The sequence below is a fragment of the Gibbsiella dentisursi genome (assembly GCF_039539505.1).
Classification (GTDB): Bacteria; Pseudomonadota; Gammaproteobacteria; order Enterobacterales; family Enterobacteriaceae; genus Gibbsiella; species Gibbsiella quercinecans.
This window is the reverse complement of sequence record NZ_BAABDG010000002.1, coordinates 1,642,005-1,659,903: the sequence shown is the minus strand read 5'-3', so window position 1 is coordinate 1,659,903 and position 17,899 is coordinate 1,642,005. Positions and strand designations below refer to the sequence as shown.

General features: G+C 58.0%; 15 protein-coding genes. 10 read left to right on the top strand and 5 right to left on the bottom strand.

The window, feature by feature from the left end; translation table 11 throughout:
- Positions 1-6 precede the first annotated feature (6 nt).
- From ABFX35_RS08015 to ABFX35_RS08000, 4 genes are all read left to right on the top strand, one after another.
- The gene (locus ABFX35_RS08015) at positions 7-1,170 is read left to right on the top strand and encodes a M20 family metallopeptidase (protein ID WP_279024190.1); all 1,164 of its coding nucleotides are present in this window, start codon (positions 7-9) and stop codon (positions 1,168-1,170) included.
- 10 nt (positions 1,171-1,180) lie between these two features.
- Entirely contained in the window at positions 1,181-2,278 is a 1,098-nt protein-coding gene (locus ABFX35_RS08010) for a mandelate racemase/muconate lactonizing enzyme family protein (protein WP_346080205.1), read from the top strand.
- Positions 2,275-3,477 (top strand): M24 family metallopeptidase, encoded by a 1,203-nt coding sequence (locus ABFX35_RS08005; RefSeq protein WP_346080204.1) that lies wholly within the window; start codon positions 2,275-2,277, stop codon positions 3,475-3,477. Before ABFX35_RS08010 ends, ABFX35_RS08005 begins: the two co-directional genes overlap by 4 nt.
- Before the next feature lie 76 nt (positions 3,478-3,553).
- Positions 3,554-4,477 (top strand): dihydrodipicolinate synthase family protein, encoded by a 924-nt coding sequence (locus ABFX35_RS08000; RefSeq protein WP_121552601.1) that lies wholly within the window; start codon positions 3,554-3,556, stop codon positions 4,475-4,477.
- A 39-nt stretch (positions 4,478-4,516) separates the two neighbouring features.
- Here the strand turns inward: ABFX35_RS08000 and ABFX35_RS07995 are convergent, their stop codons facing one another.
- Positions 4,517-5,701 (bottom strand): glutamine amidotransferase-related protein, encoded by a 1,185-nt coding sequence (locus ABFX35_RS07995; RefSeq protein ID WP_346080202.1) that lies wholly within the window; start codon positions 5,699-5,701, stop codon positions 4,517-4,519.
- A gap of 168 nt (positions 5,702-5,869) precedes the next feature.
- On the opposite strand from ABFX35_RS07995, the gene ABFX35_RS07990 reads away from it, so the two are divergent.
- Positions 5,870-7,078, top strand: a complete 1,209-nt coding sequence (locus ABFX35_RS07990) for an aminotransferase class I/II-fold pyridoxal phosphate-dependent enzyme (protein WP_346080200.1) — start codon at positions 5,870-5,872, stop codon at positions 7,076-7,078.
- Between the two features lie 197 nt (positions 7,079-7,275).
- Positions 7,276-8,193: a bestrophin family protein gene (locus ABFX35_RS07985; protein WP_279024181.1), complete on the top strand. Its 918-nt coding sequence runs from the start codon at positions 7,276-7,278 to the stop codon at positions 8,191-8,193.
- 118 nt (positions 8,194-8,311) lie between these two features.
- Here the strand turns inward: ABFX35_RS07985 and ABFX35_RS07980 are convergent, their stop codons facing one another.
- Entirely contained in the window at positions 8,312-8,569 is a 258-nt protein-coding gene (locus ABFX35_RS07980; RefSeq protein WP_346080198.1) for a hypothetical protein, read from the bottom strand.
- Between the two features lie 889 nt (positions 8,570-9,458).
- Between ABFX35_RS07980 and ABFX35_RS07975 the strand changes: the two genes are divergently transcribed.
- Together ABFX35_RS07975 and ABFX35_RS07970 are read left to right on the top strand one after the other, a co-directional pair.
- Positions 9,459-11,897 (top strand): TonB-dependent siderophore receptor, encoded by a 2,439-nt coding sequence (locus tag ABFX35_RS07975; protein ID WP_346080196.1) that lies wholly within the window; start codon positions 9,459-9,461, stop codon positions 11,895-11,897.
- Between the two features lie 49 nt (positions 11,898-11,946).
- Positions 11,947-13,644 (top strand): ABC transporter ATP-binding protein/permease, encoded by a 1,698-nt coding sequence (locus tag ABFX35_RS07970; RefSeq protein ID WP_346080194.1) that lies wholly within the window; start codon positions 11,947-11,949, stop codon positions 13,642-13,644.
- Positions 13,645-13,697: 53 nt separating this feature from the next.
- Here ABFX35_RS07970 and cbpM read toward each other — a convergent pair whose 3' ends face one another.
- From cbpM to ABFX35_RS07955, 3 genes are all read right to left on the bottom strand, one after another.
- Complete coding sequence (gene cbpM, locus ABFX35_RS07965) at positions 13,698-14,003, bottom strand: chaperone modulator CbpM (RefSeq protein WP_279024173.1); 306 nt, start codon at positions 14,001-14,003, stop codon at positions 13,698-13,700.
- Entirely contained in the window at positions 14,003-14,938 is a 936-nt protein-coding gene (cbpA, locus tag ABFX35_RS07960) for a curved DNA-binding protein (RefSeq protein ID WP_346080192.1), read from the bottom strand. Before cbpA ends, cbpM begins: the two co-directional genes overlap by 1 nt.
- Positions 14,939-15,039: 101 nt before the next feature.
- Complete coding sequence (locus ABFX35_RS07955) at positions 15,040-15,801, bottom strand: GntR family transcriptional regulator (RefSeq protein ID WP_346080190.1); 762 nt, start codon at positions 15,799-15,801, stop codon at positions 15,040-15,042.
- Positions 15,802-16,054: 253 nt separating this feature from the next.
- Here ABFX35_RS07955 and ABFX35_RS07950 point away from each other — a divergent pair, with 253 nt between their 5' ends.
- Both ABFX35_RS07950 and ABFX35_RS07945 read left to right on the top strand, forming a co-directional pair.
- A complete protein-coding gene (locus ABFX35_RS07950; RefSeq protein ID WP_346080189.1) occupies positions 16,055-16,846 on the top strand; it encodes an ABC transporter substrate-binding protein in 792 nt (263 codons plus the stop codon).
- Positions 16,847-16,884: 38 nt separating this feature from the next.
- The gene (locus ABFX35_RS07945; protein WP_346080187.1) at positions 16,885-17,853 is read left to right on the top strand and encodes an SIS domain-containing protein; all 969 of its coding nucleotides are present in this window, start codon (positions 16,885-16,887) and stop codon (positions 17,851-17,853) included.
- Positions 17,854-17,899 lie beyond the last annotated feature (46 nt).

Genomic DNA, 17,899 nt, shown 5'->3' with positions numbered 1-17,899 from the left:
TTAACGATGAGTCTTCCATCGCCCGATATTGACCGAATGAAACGCGATCTCGCCAGCCTGGTGGCGATCAACACCGAAAACCCACCCGGCCGCGAACGTGAAGCCGCAGAATGTATTCACAACTGGCTGGTAGCCGCCGGGTTTGATTTGACGCTCAGCGAATATGCGCCAGGCCGCACCAATGTGATCGCCCGGTTGGAAAACGGCGCCGGGCCGTGCTTTGCCTTTAACACCCATATCGACGTGGTGCCCGCCGGCAACGGCTGGAGCCAGGATCCGTTCACCCTCACCGAACGCGACGGCAAGCTGTATGGCCGTGGCGCCTGTGACGCCAAAGGGCCGCTGGTGGCCATGCTGGAAGCGATGCGGATGCTGGCTGCCAATCGGGAAAGCTGGCGCGGCACGCTGATGGGCATTTTTGTTGCCGATGAAGAAGTCGCCAGCGAAGGCGCCAAGTTCTACGTGCGCGAAGCGCCGGCGAAAATCGATTACGCGGTGATTGGCGAGCCCACCTCGAACAGCACCTACTCCGCGCACAAAGGCAGCCTGCGCCCACTGGTGCGGGTGCACGGCGTTACCGCCCACTCCGGCACGCCGGAACTGGGGGAAAACGCCATTTTTCGCGCTGCGCAACTGCTGGGGCTGGTCGAACAGGCGCATAACCAACAGGTGCGCTGCCGCTGCCACCCGCTGGTGGGCGCCGCCAGCCTGACCGTTACCCGCATTGCCGGCGGCCATGCCGACAACGTGCTGCCGGACAGCTGCGATCTGCTGCTCGATCGCCGTCTGGTGCCGGGGGAAGACCAACAGCAGGTGGAACAGGAACTGCGCGATCTGCTGGCGCTGGCTGAAGAAAAGTTCGGCGTTAAAAGTGACATAGTCACGTTTAAACCCACCACCGGTGGCGCCACGGAAACCCCGGCAGACGAGGCTATCGTGCAGGCTGGCCTGGCCGCCTGCCGCAAGCACGGCCAGCCGGATCCCGGCCCATTCGGCTTCCAGGGCGGCTGCGATTTAGTTCATTTCCGCAGCCTGGGAACCAAGGGCGTGGTGATCGGCCCCGGCGCGCTGGCGGTTGCCCATAAGCCGGACGAATTCGTTCCGGTCAGCGAGTTTATCGCCGCCAGTAAAATCTATCGCGATGTCGCCCTGGCGATGTTAAACCCTTAAGGAGTTGCCGGTGAAAGCCACTCTGTACCGCGCCAATGTGCATTATCAGGCGCTGCAGCTATATACCGCCGCCTCCGGCAGCGTGACGGCGCTCGAAGAACTTTACCTGCTGCTGGAGGCGGATGGTGCCTGCGGCCTGGGTGAAGTGCGCGTCAATATCGCCTACCTCAATGGCTATAGCCCGGAGCAGGTGCTGAACGATGTGATGCGCGCCCTGCGGCGGCTCGATCTCAGCCAAAGCGCCAGCACCCTGCTGCTGACGCTGGAAACCCAGTTGGCCGGCTGTCTGGCGCCCACGCGCATGCTGATTGATATCGCCCTGCACGATCTGTTCGCCCGCCAACAGGGCCTGAGCGTAGCGCAGTTGATTGGCGCGCAGCACCCGCTGCCCGTCAGCTATAGCACCAATCAGACGCTGTTCTGGGCGCCGGATGAACAGATGTTGCAGCAGGCCAGCGCCTATGTGGAACGCGGCTTTACCCAGTTGAAACTGCGTATCGCCGTCGGCAGCTTCACGCACGATCTCAAACGCATTGCCGCGCTGCGCGATCGCTTTGGCGACGGCATCAGCCTGTCGGCAGACGCCAATGGCCAATGGCGCCCGGATGAAGCGCTGGCAAAGCTGCAGGCGCTGGCGCCCTTTTCACTTAGCTATCTGGAGCAACCGCTGGCGGACAAGGATGCGCACCACTACGCCGCGCTGGCCGCCGCCAGCCCGATACCGCTGATGCTCGACGAAAGCATGAGCAACGAAAACGATCTGGAACGGATTATCGCGCTGCGCGGGCAGGTTTGGGCGCATCTCAAACTGGTCAAAATGGGCGGCATCGCGCCGGTGCTGCGCGCTGCCCAGCGGCTGCAGGCGGCCAATATCCCTTTCATGATCGGCCAGATGAATGAGGGCGGCGCCGCCACGGCGGCCGCGTTGCACGTGGCGCATGCCTGCCGGCCCGCCTACGCAGAACTGTATGGCGCCGACGGCGCCGCTGACGATCCGGCCAGCGGCCTGCGCTATTCCCAGGGGCTGGTCAGCAGCCCAAACGGCGCCGGGCTGGGGATCGCCTTTGACCCGGCTCAGGCACAATTCATTCAGGAGTTTAATTCATGAACCCACACAACGATGTACCAGACAGCGCGCTACCGGATTTAGGCCGCATCATCCGCGGGGCGGAATCTGCGTTCAGCGCCGGCGAATACCAAACGCGTGTCCAGAAAGCGCGCCAGTTGCTGACCCAGGCCGAGCTGGACGTGATGATCATTACCGGGCCGGAAAACATTTTTTACCTGACCGGCCAGCAAACGCCGGGCTATTACACCTTCCAGGCGCTGGTGCTGCCGGTCGAGGGCGATCCGGTGTTTGTGATCCGCCAGTTGGAATACTTTAACTTCAGCGCCAACACCTTTATTCGCGACGCGGCGATTTATACCGATGGCGATAATCCGGTGGGCTTTCTGCTCAACGTGCTCAACGCGCGCGGCTGGGCCGATCGCCGCATCGGCATCGACAAGCGCGGCTGGTTCTTGCCGATTGCGGTCTATGAAACCTTGCAGGCTGAACTGGGCACGCTGCACGATGGCGCCGGGGTGGTTGAGCAACTGCGGGCGGTAAAATCCCCCGCCGAGCTGGAAAAATTGGCCTATGCCGCGCGCTATGTCGATGCAGGCATGCTGGCCGGGCGTGAGGCCATCAGGGCCGGCGCCACGGAAAACGATCTGGTGGCTGCCATGATGGGTGCGGCGATCGCCGCCGGTTCGGAATACATGGGCATGGAGCCGTTAGTTTCCACCGGCCCGCGCACCGGCGTCCCACACGGCACCTGGCGCCGCCGCAAAATGCTCGATGGCGACCCGATTTTCCTGGAAATGGCCGCCGCTCACGATCGCTACCACGCCGCAATGATGCGCTCCGCCTGGCTGGGCAAACCGCCGGCCATCGCGCTGGAAATGGAAAAAGTCTGCCAGGAAGCCCTGCAGGCAGCGCTTGACGCCATTCGCCCCGGCGCCACCTGTGAAGATCCGCATCTTGCCTGCCAACGCGTGATCGACCGCGCCGGCTATACCGATAACTTCAAGAAGCGCACTGGCTACTCGATTGGTGTGTCCTTCGCGCCCGACTGGGGCGAAGGCGCGATCCTTAGCCTCTACAGCGGCATCACCACCGAGCTGCAGCCAGGGATGACGTTCCATATTCCGCCGGCGCTGCGGATCTATGGCGAATTCACCGTGGGCGTCAGCGAGAGCGTTGTGGTAACGGAAACTGGCTACCGCATTCTGGGGACGGTAGATCGCCCGCTTTACCTGCGTTAACCCGGCAGCAGGGTAAGCCAGGCGTATGCCCGGTTCCCCCGCGCCCTTTTTATCTTTCTTTAAGGAAAATGGCTGTATGAAAGACATCAGTGAAAGCAAAGCGCGCCTGCGCGGTATTTTCAACATCACCGTGACGCCGTTCACCGCCAGCGGCGAGTTTGATTTTGACGGGCTGGCGCGCAACATCGAACGCGTTATCGGATTGGGCTATGACGGTATTCTGATTGGCGGCACCTACGGTGAGTTCCCGGCGATGACCGCCGATGAACGCGCCGTGCTGTTCCGCAAGGTGATGGATGTGGTCGGCGATCGGGTGCCGGTGATGTTGTGCAGCGCCGGTTCCGACGCGCGTACCGTGCGCGATCTCACGCAGTTGGCCGGCGAACTGGGCGGCCTGCCGATGGTGACGCCGCCGTTCGTCTCGGAAGTGACCGATGCGCAGATCGTCAGTTTTTTCAAACAAATGGCGCCGCTGTCCCGCACCGGCATTCTGGTCTATAACGCGCCGGGCATCGGCATTACGCTGCCGCCGGTGGTGCTGGAACAGCTCGCGGATATCGGCGGCGTGGTGGGCATCAAACAGGGTGATTTGAACCCTACCGCCATCGACCAAATCGCCAACCGGCTGGCCGGGCGCCTGCGCCTGTTCTGCGCTTCGGATCTGGCCTTCCTTGGGCCAATGATGTGCAATTTTGACGGTATCAGCACCACCAACAGCTGTGCGCTACCGGAGTTGATTCTGGCCAGCTACCGCGCGCTGGAACAAGGCGATGCCAACACCGCCCGTGAACTGCATGCGCTGTGGTACCCGTACCGCGCGTTGGCGCGCCGCCACGGCCAGCCGCAGTGGGTGAAGGCGGTGATGAATCTGCGCGGCTTCGACGGCCACCACGTGCGTGCCCCACTGCTGGATCTGGGGCCGGAGGTGATTGAACAAGCCGCGGCCGAACTGCAACGTTTGGCGGCGGATCAACGCAGTGGCGTGACATTGTCACGATAACCTCTTGCGCCGGTGGCTAATCCGGCGCACCCAAGCGGCTTAATGCTGGCGGGCGGCAGCCCGTAAAAACGCCATCAGCAGTGGGTGTGCTTGCCCCACGCGAGACGACAATTCCGGGTGCCCCTGCACGCCAAGGAAAAACGGATGGCGGGTAAACTCAATGCCATCGGCCACGGCGCCGCTGGCATCGGTGGCGCTGATGCACAGGCCCTGTTGTTCCAGGTCCGCCTTTAAGAGCGGGTTCAACTGATAACGGTGGTTGTAACGCACGCTGTAACGCTCGCCCAATACCCCATGCATCAGGCTGCCGGGCCGGCAGTACAGGGGTTGGGCGCCCAGGCGGTGCAACGGTAGCCCGGCAGCGTCATGCAGCGGCGTGAAGGTTTTGATGGCCGCCGCCGGATCGGCCTCCGCCAGATTGGCCTGGGTGCTGCCCAACATCTGTTGCGCCACCGCAGTCGCCATGGTTTGCATGCCCAGACACAGCCCCAGCGTGGGGATGGCATGCGCCAGCGTATAGTGTACCGCCTGGATTTGCCCCGGCACGTTGGCCATGGCGGAGCCGCCCGGCAACAACACGCCGCTGAACCCGGCCAAACGCGCTTGCGCGCCGGCCTGATCGGCAATCTCCTGCGGTGCGAGGCAAACCACCTCCAGCGCCAACCCCAGGGCATCGGCCGCATCCCCCAAAGCAGCCAATGTGGCCGGGTAGGCATCCTGCTGATCCTGCCGGCGGCCGATCAGGGCGATCCGCAGCGCCACCTCCGGCACGCCGGTATCGTCGCCCTGCCGCCAACGGCCGAACCGGTCTTGCCGCCAGTGGCCCGCAAGCAGGCGGCTAAAACCAAAGCGGCCATTTTGTTGCTCAATATGCACCAGCTCATAATCCACGCCGCCGCGCTGCAACCGCTGTGCCAACGCAGGAAAATGCGCCAGCTGGCTGGGCCCGAGCGGCACCACCCCGTCCTGCCGCTGGCCGAGCAACGTTGCGGGCATGATGGGCGCCGCCAGCGTTTGCCCGGTCAGGCGTTCGTACCACACCAACCCGCTGGTGACCAACGTGCCCCCGGCGGTGACATGTTGGCAGGCGTCCGCGTAGTGGGCCAGGTTCCATGCTACCGGCAGGTGCGCCATCGGTAACCGCAGCGCGTTGGACAAGATCGCCGCCATGGCGCCGTATAACGCCGGCACCGGCGTGTTATGTGCAACAAAAATCAACGACATGGAACGCTCCCGTGGGGATGAGAACAACCGATAGCCGGCGTAGACAGACAGTGATGCCGTCATCAATGGCAGAAACCATGAGCAAAAGCATTATCGCTATGATAATTTAAAATTGGTTTATATGTATCATATAATACAATACAGATTAAGCATCAGAAAGGGGAAAAGATGTCTGCTGAATTTCTTGCGCCACGGCTACGGCGCGTACGCCCTTCACCAACCGGCGCGATATCCGACAAAGTGCGCGAGCTCTGCGCCGCCGGTGTCGATGTGATCAACCTGGGCGAAGGCGAGCTGGATTTTGACACGCCCGCGCATATCAAACAGGCCGGCATCGCCGCTATCGTACAGGGTGAAACAAAATATACCGCTGTTTCCGGCACGGCCGCGCTTAAGCAGGCGATCATCGATAAGTTTAAACGCGATAACCAGCTTAGCTATCAACCGCAGGAAGTGATCGCCGGCAGCGGTGCGAAACAGCTTATCTATAATGCGCTGTTGGCGACGGTGGCCGCCGGCGATCGGGTGATGATCCCCGCCCCGTATTGGGTTTCCTACCCGGATATGGTGGCGCTGGCGGAAGGCGAAAGCGATATCATCCCCTGCAGCGAAGAAAGCGGTTGGAAGCTGCAACCCGCCGCACTGGCGGCGGCCATAACCCCGCAAACCCGCTGGCTGATTTTGAATTCGCCCAACAACCCCACCGGCGCGGTGTACAGTGCACAAGAGCTGAAGGCGTTGGCGGCGGTGTTGCTTGATGCGCCACAGGTGCTGATCATCGCCGACGATATTTATGAGCATATCTGCCACGCGCCGGCGGCGTTTGCCACCCTGGCGCAGGTTGAACCGCGCCTGCGCGAACGCATTCTGACGGTGAACGGCATGTCGAAAGGCTATTCGATGACCGGCTGGCGGCTGGGCTTTGCCGGCGGCCCGGCCTGGTTGATTTCAGCGATGCAGGTGCTGCAATCACAAAGCACCTCCAATCCCAGTTCGGTTTCACAGGCGGCAGCCGTGGCCGCCTTGCGCCAGGAACGCGGGTTCATCGCCGGCTGGCTGCAAATCCTGGCCGATCGCCGCAGTAAAATCATGGCCTGCATTAACGCCATTCCCGGCCTGAACGTGGCACCGCCGCCCGGGGCATTTTATCTGTTCGCCAACTGCGCCGGTTTGCTCGGCAAGCGCACACCGGAAGGCGCCGTCCTGGAAAATGATGTGGACGTGGCCAACTATTTGCTACACGCCGGGCATGTGGCGCTGTTACAAGGCTCAGCGTTTGGCGCCGCCCCCTACCTGCGTATCGCTTACGCCATTGATGACGCGCGCCTGCAGGAAGCGTGCGAGCGCATCACCCGCGCCTGTATGGCCCTGCGCTAAACGGCCGCTGGCAACCCACGGGGCATTCGCGGCTTGCCGCATGCCCCGTGCAACGGCTTGCGCGCGGCGCCATTAGGGTTATACTTGTGCCGCCTGCAATAATAAAAACAACCGAGACGTAACCCCGTGGCAACACATTCCCACTACCTCAGGCCTGAAAAACACCTTCTCTTAACATATCGCTTGTACAGGTCATCATGATTGTTCGCCCCCCACAGCACTGGTTCCTACGTTTGTTCGACTGGTATGGTTCAGTGCTGTCCAAAATCCTTTTTCGCCTTAGCCTCAACCTGCTGATGTCGGTATTCGCCGTTATCGGCTACCAGTGGTATGAAACACTGGGCATCCGCCTGACCACAGCTCCATTCAGCCTGCTTGGGGTGGCCATCGCAATCTTCCTGGGGTTCCGTAATAGCGCCAGCTACGCCCGCTTTATCGAAGCGCGCCAGTTATGGGGAGGATTGCTGATCACCCAACGTTCACTGTTGCGGCAGATCAAAAGCGTGCTGTTGCACAAACCGCAAGAGGCCGAAACCTTCGCTGCTTTGCTGACGGCATTCAGTTGGAGCCTGAACCATCAGTTGCGCCATACCGATGATCGGGCAGATTTAGTCCGGCTGGTGCCCGCACGTTTTGCCGATGAGGTGCTGCGCAGCCCTTTCCCCGCCAACCGTCTGCTGCTGTGCATGGGCGTCTGGCTGGGTGAGCAGCGCCAACAGGGCAACATCTCCGATATGCTGTACACGGGTATCGATCACAATCTGAACGCGCTTTCTAAGGTGTTGGGCGGCTGTGAACGCATCTCAAATACGCCGATCCCGTTTGCCTATAGCCTGATCTTGCACCGCACGGTATACCTGTTTTGCACCCTGCTGCCCTTTGCGCTGGTCGAGGATTTACACTACATGACGCCGCTGGTTTCGGTATTTATCTCTTATACCTTTCTTTCGCTGGAAGCGCTGGCCGAAGAGCTGGAAGATCCGTTCGGCACGGCGCCGAATGATTTGCCGCTCAATGCCATTTGCAACACCATTGAACGCAATATGAAAGAGATGAACGATGATTTCCCGCTGCCAGAGAAACTGGTGCATGACAAACGGTACAATTTGATTTAACAGCGCGTGGGGAAAACGGGGATTGTGCCGGCACCGCCTGAGGCGAGGAGTGATCCATGCAAGGGGCATGGCAAGCGGCGCCGCGCAACCGGCTTCGTAGGAAGCCGGCAAACAGGGCCTAGGCCGGTAGGTAACGGATGGAGTGTTCCGGCGCGCTGCTTTCTGCGTCGATCACAAAATTCCATACGCCGGTGTACGGCACGCTAAGATATACCTCACCGTCCGCCCGGGTGCTAATAACGTTCGCGGAGTTTGCCTGTTTATTAATGCCGTCGTTTTGCGGTTCATTAATCATCGAGATACGGAAACTATCAGAACAGCGCACGATCACCGTATCGCCGCCAAAAAGACTTAAACATGTACGCACTATAGACATAACTCGCCCCCAACAGGATGTAGCCGAACAGCACCGCGACATTGATATTCCCAGACTCAAACTGGATAGCGCCTTATGTGATTCTGCTCACATAACGAACAAGGTTTATCAAAGCAAAACCCACGCGATTGAATCATGATCTGCATCAAGTTTTACACGGTTTTCGGTAACTTTGCGCGATTTTTTGAATCGTTTTACTGAAAGGATTCAGCCCGCATGATTTCTGTGGTTTATCACCGCGTTATCACGGGCATTTTCGTGGCGGTAAAGACGTTGTTGATCGCGTCCGTGCTGCACTACCATTTTTCTTCTCAATTCTGCTTCTGGCACTTTTTGGTAAAAAATTTGCGTTACGCCCAAAGCTGTAACGGTTTAGCTTTTTAGTCAAAACGGAATAATAATAAATATTATATTAATCATTGGGTTACAATACACAGTTTTCCATCCTAACCGCAGCAATATTGGCCAATCATTCGACATAAACGAACGCATCAGCGGATATCGCTACAATATTTCGTTTGAGATGAAAACCATTCTCATGTAAATATACACTTCCATACAGTTTTTTGTGATAAACCTCACGCCAAAAAGGCTTGCGCGGCATAACTCCATTATTTTTTAGTGCTAAAAAGCATATGAATATCGTTTTAGATCAGCGATACGGCTGAAGCTAACGATTTAGCTATAACGGTTCAGCTACGTGTCTGATGCAGCGAATTTGACCCATGACGTCGCCCTCGCCCGCCACCTGCTGAATGCCCACGCAATATTGGATCGCCGGGATGGCGCCAAGGCCGGTTTTGCCGTAACTGCACGCGGACGGTGCTCTGTTGTGCGGCGTAAGGCGTGAATAACAACGCGATTTCAATACTTCGTTCTCAGGAAAATTATGTCAGTACAATCGACAACGCCGCATGCTCACCCATTACGCCGCCTGCCTCTGGCAACCGCCATCCATTTACTGCTGCTGACCGGCACCGTCACATCTGGGATCCAGCCTGTTTATGCAGCCGAAACGGCGCAGGCCAAACAGTATCAGATCCCGGCTGGGCCGCTTTCCGTGCAGCTTGCGCAGTTTGCCCGCCAGGCCGGCATCCGCCTGACTGACGCAAACCAGGCCCAGGGCGTTAATGGTTCCGCGCTTGAAGGGCAATACAGCGTTGACGCCGGCCTGCAGGCCCTGCTGGCCGGGAAAGGGCTCACTGCCCTGCGCCAGCCCGATGGCAGTTATCTCTTGGCCCGCACCGGCGGCGAAGAGAATCTGCTGGTAACGGCCGCAGCGGATTACGGCGCCACCACCGAAGACACCGCCTCTTACACCACTAAACAGATGTCTACGGCGACGGGCCTGGCGTTGTCGCCGCGTGAAACGCCGCAATCGGTCAGCGTGGTAAGCCGCCAACGCATGAACGATCAGAATATGACTTCGCTTGATGATGCCATGAGCCAAACCACCGGGATCAATGTCGTCAACCAAAGCTCGTATCAGGTGAAGTTCCAATCGCGTGGGTTCAGCATGGATAACGTCAAGGAAGACGGCGTCAACTCATCGTTCCAAAACAGCGTCTCCGATATGGGCTTCTCTGAAGCTTCCAGCGAATCGCCCGATCTGGCGATTTACGATCACCTGGAAGTGCTGCGCGGCGCCTCTGGCCTGACGCAGGGCAATGGCGAACCCGGCGGCACCGTGAACCTGGTGCGCAAAAAGCCCACCTACGATTTCCGCGCCACCGCCGACGTCAGCGCCGGCCGCTGGGACAACTATCGCAGCACGGTGGATGTCTCCGGCCCATTGAACGACGATGCCACGCTGCGCGGCCGTTTCGTTGGCGTTTATCAGGATAAACAGAGTTTTGTCGACTACGTCGACAGCGATCGCCAGGTACTGTACGGCACGCTGGCCTGGGATATCACGCCGGATACCACCGTTACCACCGGCGTTAACTGGCAAAAAACCCACACCGTGCCCAATCTCTACGGCGTGCCGATGGCCAGCGACTATAGCGATCTCAAACTGCCGCGCTCCACCTTCCTGGGCGCCAGTTGGAACCGCATCACGTTTGAAAAAATTAATCCCTTCATTGAGTTCGAACACAACTTCGACAACGATTGGGCGTTGAAAAGCGCGTTGAACTATACGCGCGGCACGGCGGTTAGCAAGGCGATTGGGATTTATGGCAGCGCTACGCCGAAGCTTAACAACGCTATCCAGCGTGATAACCAATCCGACCAATGGGGCTATAACCTGACCTTGAGCGGCCCGTTTGACTGGCTGGGGCGCAGCCATGAGCTGGTGTTCGGCGGGGATTACCAAAAAGAGAACTTCGATAATCTGTTTGGCACCGTGGCTAACCGCGACGCGGTGGATATCTATGGCTGGCAGCCCAATGCGCTGGCCGAACCTGACTGGCCGGATTACACCAGCCGCTATCAGTACCGTGTCTATCAGCGTGCGCTGTTCGCCACCACCCGTTTTGAGCTGGCCGATAACTGGAAGCTGATCCTCGGCAGCCGCTATAGCGCCTACAGCTACGACATGTACACTACCAATCGCGCTACGGGCGTCACCAACCATTCCAGCAGCTATAAAGTGCGCGATAAGTTGATCCCTTACGCCGGCCTGCTGTGGGACTTTGCCGATAATTACACCTGGTATTTCAGCTACAGCGATATCTACAAACCGCAGGACTACCTCGATCGCAACAACGCCTTATTGCCGGCGATTACCGGGAAAAATTATGAAACCGGGATCAAAGGCGCCTTTTTTGATGGCGACCTGAATGCCTCGGTGGCGCTGTACCGCATTATCCAGGCCAACCGCCCGGTTGCAGACACCGACTGCCCGACCAGCGATGACTGTTACAGTGCGCAAGGGAAAGTACAAAGCCAGGGTGTGGAAGTGGAAATGTCGGGCAAACTGACTGATGGCTGGCAACTTTACGCCGGTTATACGCTGACCAATACCAAACGGCTGGAAGACGATACTAACGGTTCGAAGGGGGAAAAATACAGCCCCTACACGCCGCAGCATATGTTCAAGCTGTACAGTAGCTATACCCTGCCGGGCCAACTGAACCAGTGGACCATCGGCGCCGGGATGACGGCGCAGACCGATACCGACACCGTGTATAACATTCATCAGGGCGGCTACACGTTGTACAACGCCAACGTGACGTATCACTACAGTAAAAACCTCAGTTTGAGCCTGACGGGCAATAACCTGACCGATAAGACCTATTACCTCACGTTGAACAACCGCAGCATCAATGGCTACAACTTCTACGGCGAGCCACGCAATGTGGTATTCAACGTGAAGTGGACGTACTGATCGGGCGCAAAGGAACTCAAGCCGCACCCTGTGGGTGCGGCTACTTATTATGTTAATTCTCAAACGTTTTTTTCTTCTGATTAAGCCCTATTGGAACCACCCGCGCGAATGGTACTCCTGGCTACTGCTGGCCGGCACCGTCAGCGCCACGCTGGGGATTGTCTGGGTCAGCGTTCAGTACACTAACTGGAGCCGTGCGTTTTACGATGCGCTGGCGGAGTATTTCCAACATGCCTCCCCCTGGCAGTTAGGCTATCAATACGCCGGCTATACGCTGCTGTTTGTTTTACTGGTGGTCAGCAGCAACTGGTGCCGCAAGGCGTTGATTATCCACTGGCGCCAAAAAATGACGCTGCGCTATGAGACCGAGTGGCTGCGGCGGCATACTCACTACCATCTTGGGCGCGCCAATGGGCCGGATAACCCGGATCAACGTATTGCCGAAGATATTCGTCTGCTGATCGAACAAAGCCTGGAGCTGTTCCTCTCACTGTTGAAAAACGTCACCGGGCTATTTTCCTTTATCTTCATTCTGTGGCAGCTCTCCGGTGAACAGCGCTTTACCTTCATGGGCATGGATATCGTCCTTCACGGCTACCTGGTGTGGATCGCGCTGATTTACGCCTTTATCAGCAGTTTTCTGGCGCACCGAATTGGCCGGCCGCTGCACGATCTCAACGGTGAAAAACAACGGGCCGAAGCGGACTACCGCGCCAGCCTGTTGCGCATTCGCGAACATTCAGAACAAGTGGCGATTTATCACGGCGAACGCGCCGAATTGCGGCGCGCGCATGGTTTTTTCTCTGGGATCGTCAGCAACTGGCGGAGCCTGATGCTGCGCGAATTCAAACTGGAAAGCTTCATCACCAGCTACTTTCGCCTGAGCCTGATGCTACCGCTGTTCGCCGTGCTGCCGTTGTATATCAGCCGGCAGATTACGCTGGGGACCATCATGCAGGTGCGCGGCGCATTTAGCTATGTGCTCGATGCGTTTGGCTGGTTTATCGATTCTTACCGCCAGCTTGCCGCCTGGTCCGCCACCGTGGATCGTCTTTGGCGCTTCCAGCAGAGTATGCGCAATCTGCCGACAGCGGTGAACTATGCACGCGACGGCAGCCTGTTTTTTTTCCAACACTTTTCCCCTTGTAACCAGACCGGCGCCCCACTGTTCAACCCGGTGAATCAATGCCTTTCCCCTGGCGACTGGCTGATGATCAGCGGCGCCAGCGGCATTGGCAAATCGTCAATGCAGCGGGGGTTGGCCGGCCTGCAAAAGGAGATCACCGGCACATGGCAACTCCCACGCGGCAGGCAGCTATTTATTCCGCAGAAGGCCTACCTGCCGGAAGACACCCTGGCATTGGTGCTAAGCTATCCGCGCGTGGCCGCATTCAGCCAGGCGCAGCTTAAGCAGGCGCTGCAAGATGTGGGGTTGCCCTATTTGATCCCGGCGCTGGCGGAGAAAAAGAACTGGGGGGATATTTTGTCCGGCGGCGAACAACAGCGGCTGTCGCTGGCCCGCGCACTGCTGAACCAACCAGCGCTATTGTGCCTGGATGAAGCCACCAGCAACCTGGACGAAGAAAGTGCAGGAGAACTGTTGCAGATGATAAAACGTGCTTTACCGGAGGCGATCGTGATTGTGATCAGCCACCAGCACACGCTGCTGCAATACTGCGACTACCATTGCAAAATCACGCCAAAAACGGCCGCGCCGCCCTTGAACCGTGCACAAGGCCGTGCATGAGGTTTGCCACCTTGGCCCTGATGGGGCCAAGGGCAACATGCTGAACAAGGTGCTTAAAAACCGCCGGTGAACCTTTCCAACTGGCGGCGCAGCTGTTCATTCTCTTTGCGTAGCTGCGCAATATCGTCCAACAACCCCAGCGTAACCGCAATGCCGGGCCAGTCGATCGCCAGCTCCCGGTGCAGGCGACGGGCGCGGTTGAAATAGAACAGCGCCTGTTCATCAAACAACCACGTATCCGCTTCGTTATTGCAGGGCTCAATTACGCCCAGGCCGACCACTTCGGTCAGTTCGTCTTCCGTCACGCCGGTATGCAGGCAAAACTCACTTACGGTAAAGGTGACTTGTAGCGTTGTCATTATGCTTTACTCCATTCTTTACGCGGATCAAAGCCTTGCTGCTCTTCGGCCAGCTGTTTCCACAGCGCCGCGCTTTTTTCGTCTGGCTTCGGCGGCATAACAATTTTGATTACCGCAAACAAATCGCCGGTGGTTTTTTTCCCGACCAACCCTTTGCCTTTCACCCGCAGGCGCTGCCCGGCCTGGCTACCGGCAGGAATGGTCAGCAGGATATTGTCTTTCAGAGTCGGCACCGAGACTTTGCTCCCCAGCGCCGCTTCCCACGGCGCCAGCGGCAGTACGATTTCCAGATTATGCCCAACCACGTCGAACAACGGGTGCGGCGCGATTTGGATAACCAGATAAAGATCGCCGTTCGCCCCGCCGCCGATGCCGGGCGAACCTTGCCCTTTAAGGCGGATACGTTCGCCGTCGCCCACGCCGTCCGGGATTTTCACGTTCAGGGTTTTGGTGGTTTCCTGCTCGACCAGGCCAAAGGCGTTATATACCGGCAGTTGATAGCGAATGGTGCGCTGCTGTTCGCTGAGCGTCTCTTCCAGGAACATCGCCACCGGCATCTCCACATCTTGGCCACGCACCGCGTGCGCCTGGCGGTGCTGCTGACTGCGGGCGTGGCCGCCGAACATGGAGGAGAAAAAGTCGGAAAAGTCTTCGGCGTTGCCACTGTAGGCATGTTCCTGCTGCTGATGGTTGGCGGCGCGGCCAAAGTTGGGATCGTTGCGGTGTTTGAGGATTTCGTCGTATTCGGCACGGCGTTCGCTGTCTTTCAGCACTTCATAGGCTTCAGCGATTTCCTTGAACCGGGCCTCGGCATCGGGCTCGGTGCTGACATCGGGATGGTATTTCCTTGCCAGCCTGCGGTAAGCGGTTTTGATCGCCTTGATGTCATCCGCGGGTTTAACGCCCAGAATGGCGTAGTAGTCCTTGATTTCCATAATGCTAGGCTCTCTTTTTATCTGTTATCAGAGGAATGCCCCAATCCACAATTATCTTAGGGCATTTTGCCACCTACCGACAGGAGTTTTCATCCGCCGGCCTAACGCATACCGTGGTTGATCGAATAGCCGATTTTGAAAGAAACGCGATCCGGGTGGTTAACTGAAACCAGGTATTCCAGCGGCTGCTGGCCTGCGTCGAAAATCACGCCGCGGTAAACCAGCGCAGCGCTACCGGCCGGCGCTTCCAGCAGTTGCTGCTCATCTTCCGTCATCGCCGCCACGCTGATCAGCCCTTCGTCCGCCTCGCCGTGGAGCTGATAGCGCTCACGCAGTAGCTGATACAGCGATTCTCCCTGCTGAAGATCGCCGGCCTGCAACGTGGGCACTTTGCTGCGCGGCAAAAAGCTGGTTTCCAGGCAGAACGGCTTGCCATCCGCCAGGCGCAAACGCTTAATCATCACGATCGGTTCACCCTCTACGATCTGCAGGCGCTGGGCGATGCGCTGGCTGGCATTGGCCTCATGGAACAGGATCAGCCGGCTGCTGGGCGTGGCGGCATTCAGCTCGACGATTTTGCTGATCCCCTGCTGTATCGGCTGAGTCAACGGCCGTTCGATCGCGCTGTGCGCCAGGTAAGTGCCCTGGTTACCGCGCCTTTCCAACACACCGTCCTGAACAAATTCGGCAATCATTTTCCGCAGCGTCATACGGCTGACGCCCAACAATTGCACCAGCTCGCGCTCCGGCGGAATTTGATCGCCGGCGCTGTATTCCGCCGAGTGTAGCATCCCCTTTAAGGCTTCTTTCGCCGCCAGGTAGGATTTGCGCGGGCGGCGTGACGTGCCGGTTAATTCATTCATGGTCTAATTTCACCCATTAATACCCATCGTGATATTGTCAAAAATAAACCATAACATGGCTTTTTATCTACTCTTCGTTGTCTTCTCCGGTGAGCATAAGCACTGCAAATACCAGACCACAAGAAAACGCGCAATCCTTATATCATCATTTTGGTCTAATTATCCGCAAAAATCATTGCCAAAAGTTTAAATATCAGGCTAGATTTATTTTGTGGTCTATTTTTTGGTATTTTTAACATCACCAGGGGGAAGTATGGGCAAGATGAGGTTTCTGTCACCCGCGGCGCTGGTACTGGCGCTTGCCGCCAGCCACACCGCGTTCGCCGCGCCGCCGTTGCAGCAGATCCGTTTCGGCACCGACGCAACCTACCCACCTTTCGAATATAAAACCCCGCAGGGCAAGCTGGCGGGTTTTGATATCGATCTTGGCAACGCCATCTGCGCCGAGCTTAAGGTGAAGTGCGTTTGGGTGGAAAGCAGCTTTGACGGGCTCATTCCCGCGCTGCAGGCGCGCAAGTTTGACGCCATTCTTTCTTCGATGTCGATTACCGATGAGCGGAAAAAATCGATCGCTTTCAGTGACAAGCTGTTCAACACGCCGGCTTATATCGTCGTGAAGAAAAACAGCGGGCTGACCCCGGATGTTAACGCCCTGCGCGGTAAAACCGTCGGCGTGCAAAGCGGTTCAGTGTTTGAAACCTACGCGAAAAAATATTGGCAGGCGCATGGGGTGAATATTGTTCCCTACCCGGACGCCAGCGCCGCCTATGCCGATCTGATCGTCGGCCGTAATGATGCCGTACTGGATGACGCCACGGTGCAGGCGCTTTCATTGCTGGACAAACCCGAAGGCCAAGACTTTATCCAGGTGAAACAGCGCGTGAACGATCCGGACATCTTTGGCCCCGGCACCGGCATTGGCCTGCGCAAAGACAACCCGGAATTACTGGCGGCCCTTAACCAGGCGATCGCCAAGCTGCACAGCGACGGCACCTATGACCAGATCGCCAAGCGCTATTTCAATTTTGATATTTACGGCAACTGATACCGCCATTTTTTATTGTGAACAATCAAAGGTAAGTTATGAACACCAGAAAAATCATTGAATCCGTGGTACAGGCACGCCAGGGCAAAATACAGCACGTTTACCTGATTGCCTGCGGCGGTTCGCTGGTTGACATGTACCCGGCCAAATACTTCCTGGACAGTGAATCGGCCACGCTGTACAGCGGCATCATGACGGCAAATGAATTCGTGCAGGTGCCACCCAAAGCGCTGGGCGCCCACTCGCTAGTGATCGTGTGTTCACACGGCGGCAATACGCCGGAATCGGTGGCCGCCGCCGCGCTGGCGCAGCAACGCGGGGCGCAAACCGTCACGCTGACGCATAACCCGCATTCGCAGCTTGCCGAACATGCCGATCACAATATGCTCTACACGTGGGGCGATCACGCAGACGCCCAGGAAAACCCGGCGACGCTGATGCTGGGGCTGTGCGTCGAGCTGTTGCAGCAAACGGAAGGCTATGCGCATTATGCAGACTTCCGGCAGGCGCTTGCGCAGTTGGAGCCGGTGATTGCCGCTGCCTGCCGCCAGGTGCAGCCGCGCTGTGCGGCCTTTGCCGAGCGTTACCAACGTGAATCGTTGTTTTACATTCTCTCCAGCGGCGCCTCATTCGGCATGGCGTATGGCGCGGCGATCTGTTCGCTGATGGAAATGCAGCGCCTGCATGCCGCCGCCATTCACAGCGGTGAATTTTTCCACGGCCCGTTTGAAGTGACCGATGTGCAAACGCCGCATATCCTGTTGATGAACACCGGCCGCACCCGGGCGTTGGATCAGCGGGTTAGCGATTTTCTGGGGCAGTATGCCGAAAAGGTTGAGATCATTGATGCTCAGGAACTGGGGCTGGACGCACTGCCTGCCAGCGTGCGGGAGTTCTTTAACCCAGTGCTGTTTTACCGCGTTATCTGCGAATACCGCGCCGCGTTGGCCGCGATTCGGCAGCACCCGCTGGAAACGCGCCGCTATATGGGCAAAGTCCCTTACTGACCTGCCTTGCCGCCGTGCCTGCACGGCGGCATAACCCCGTGAGATT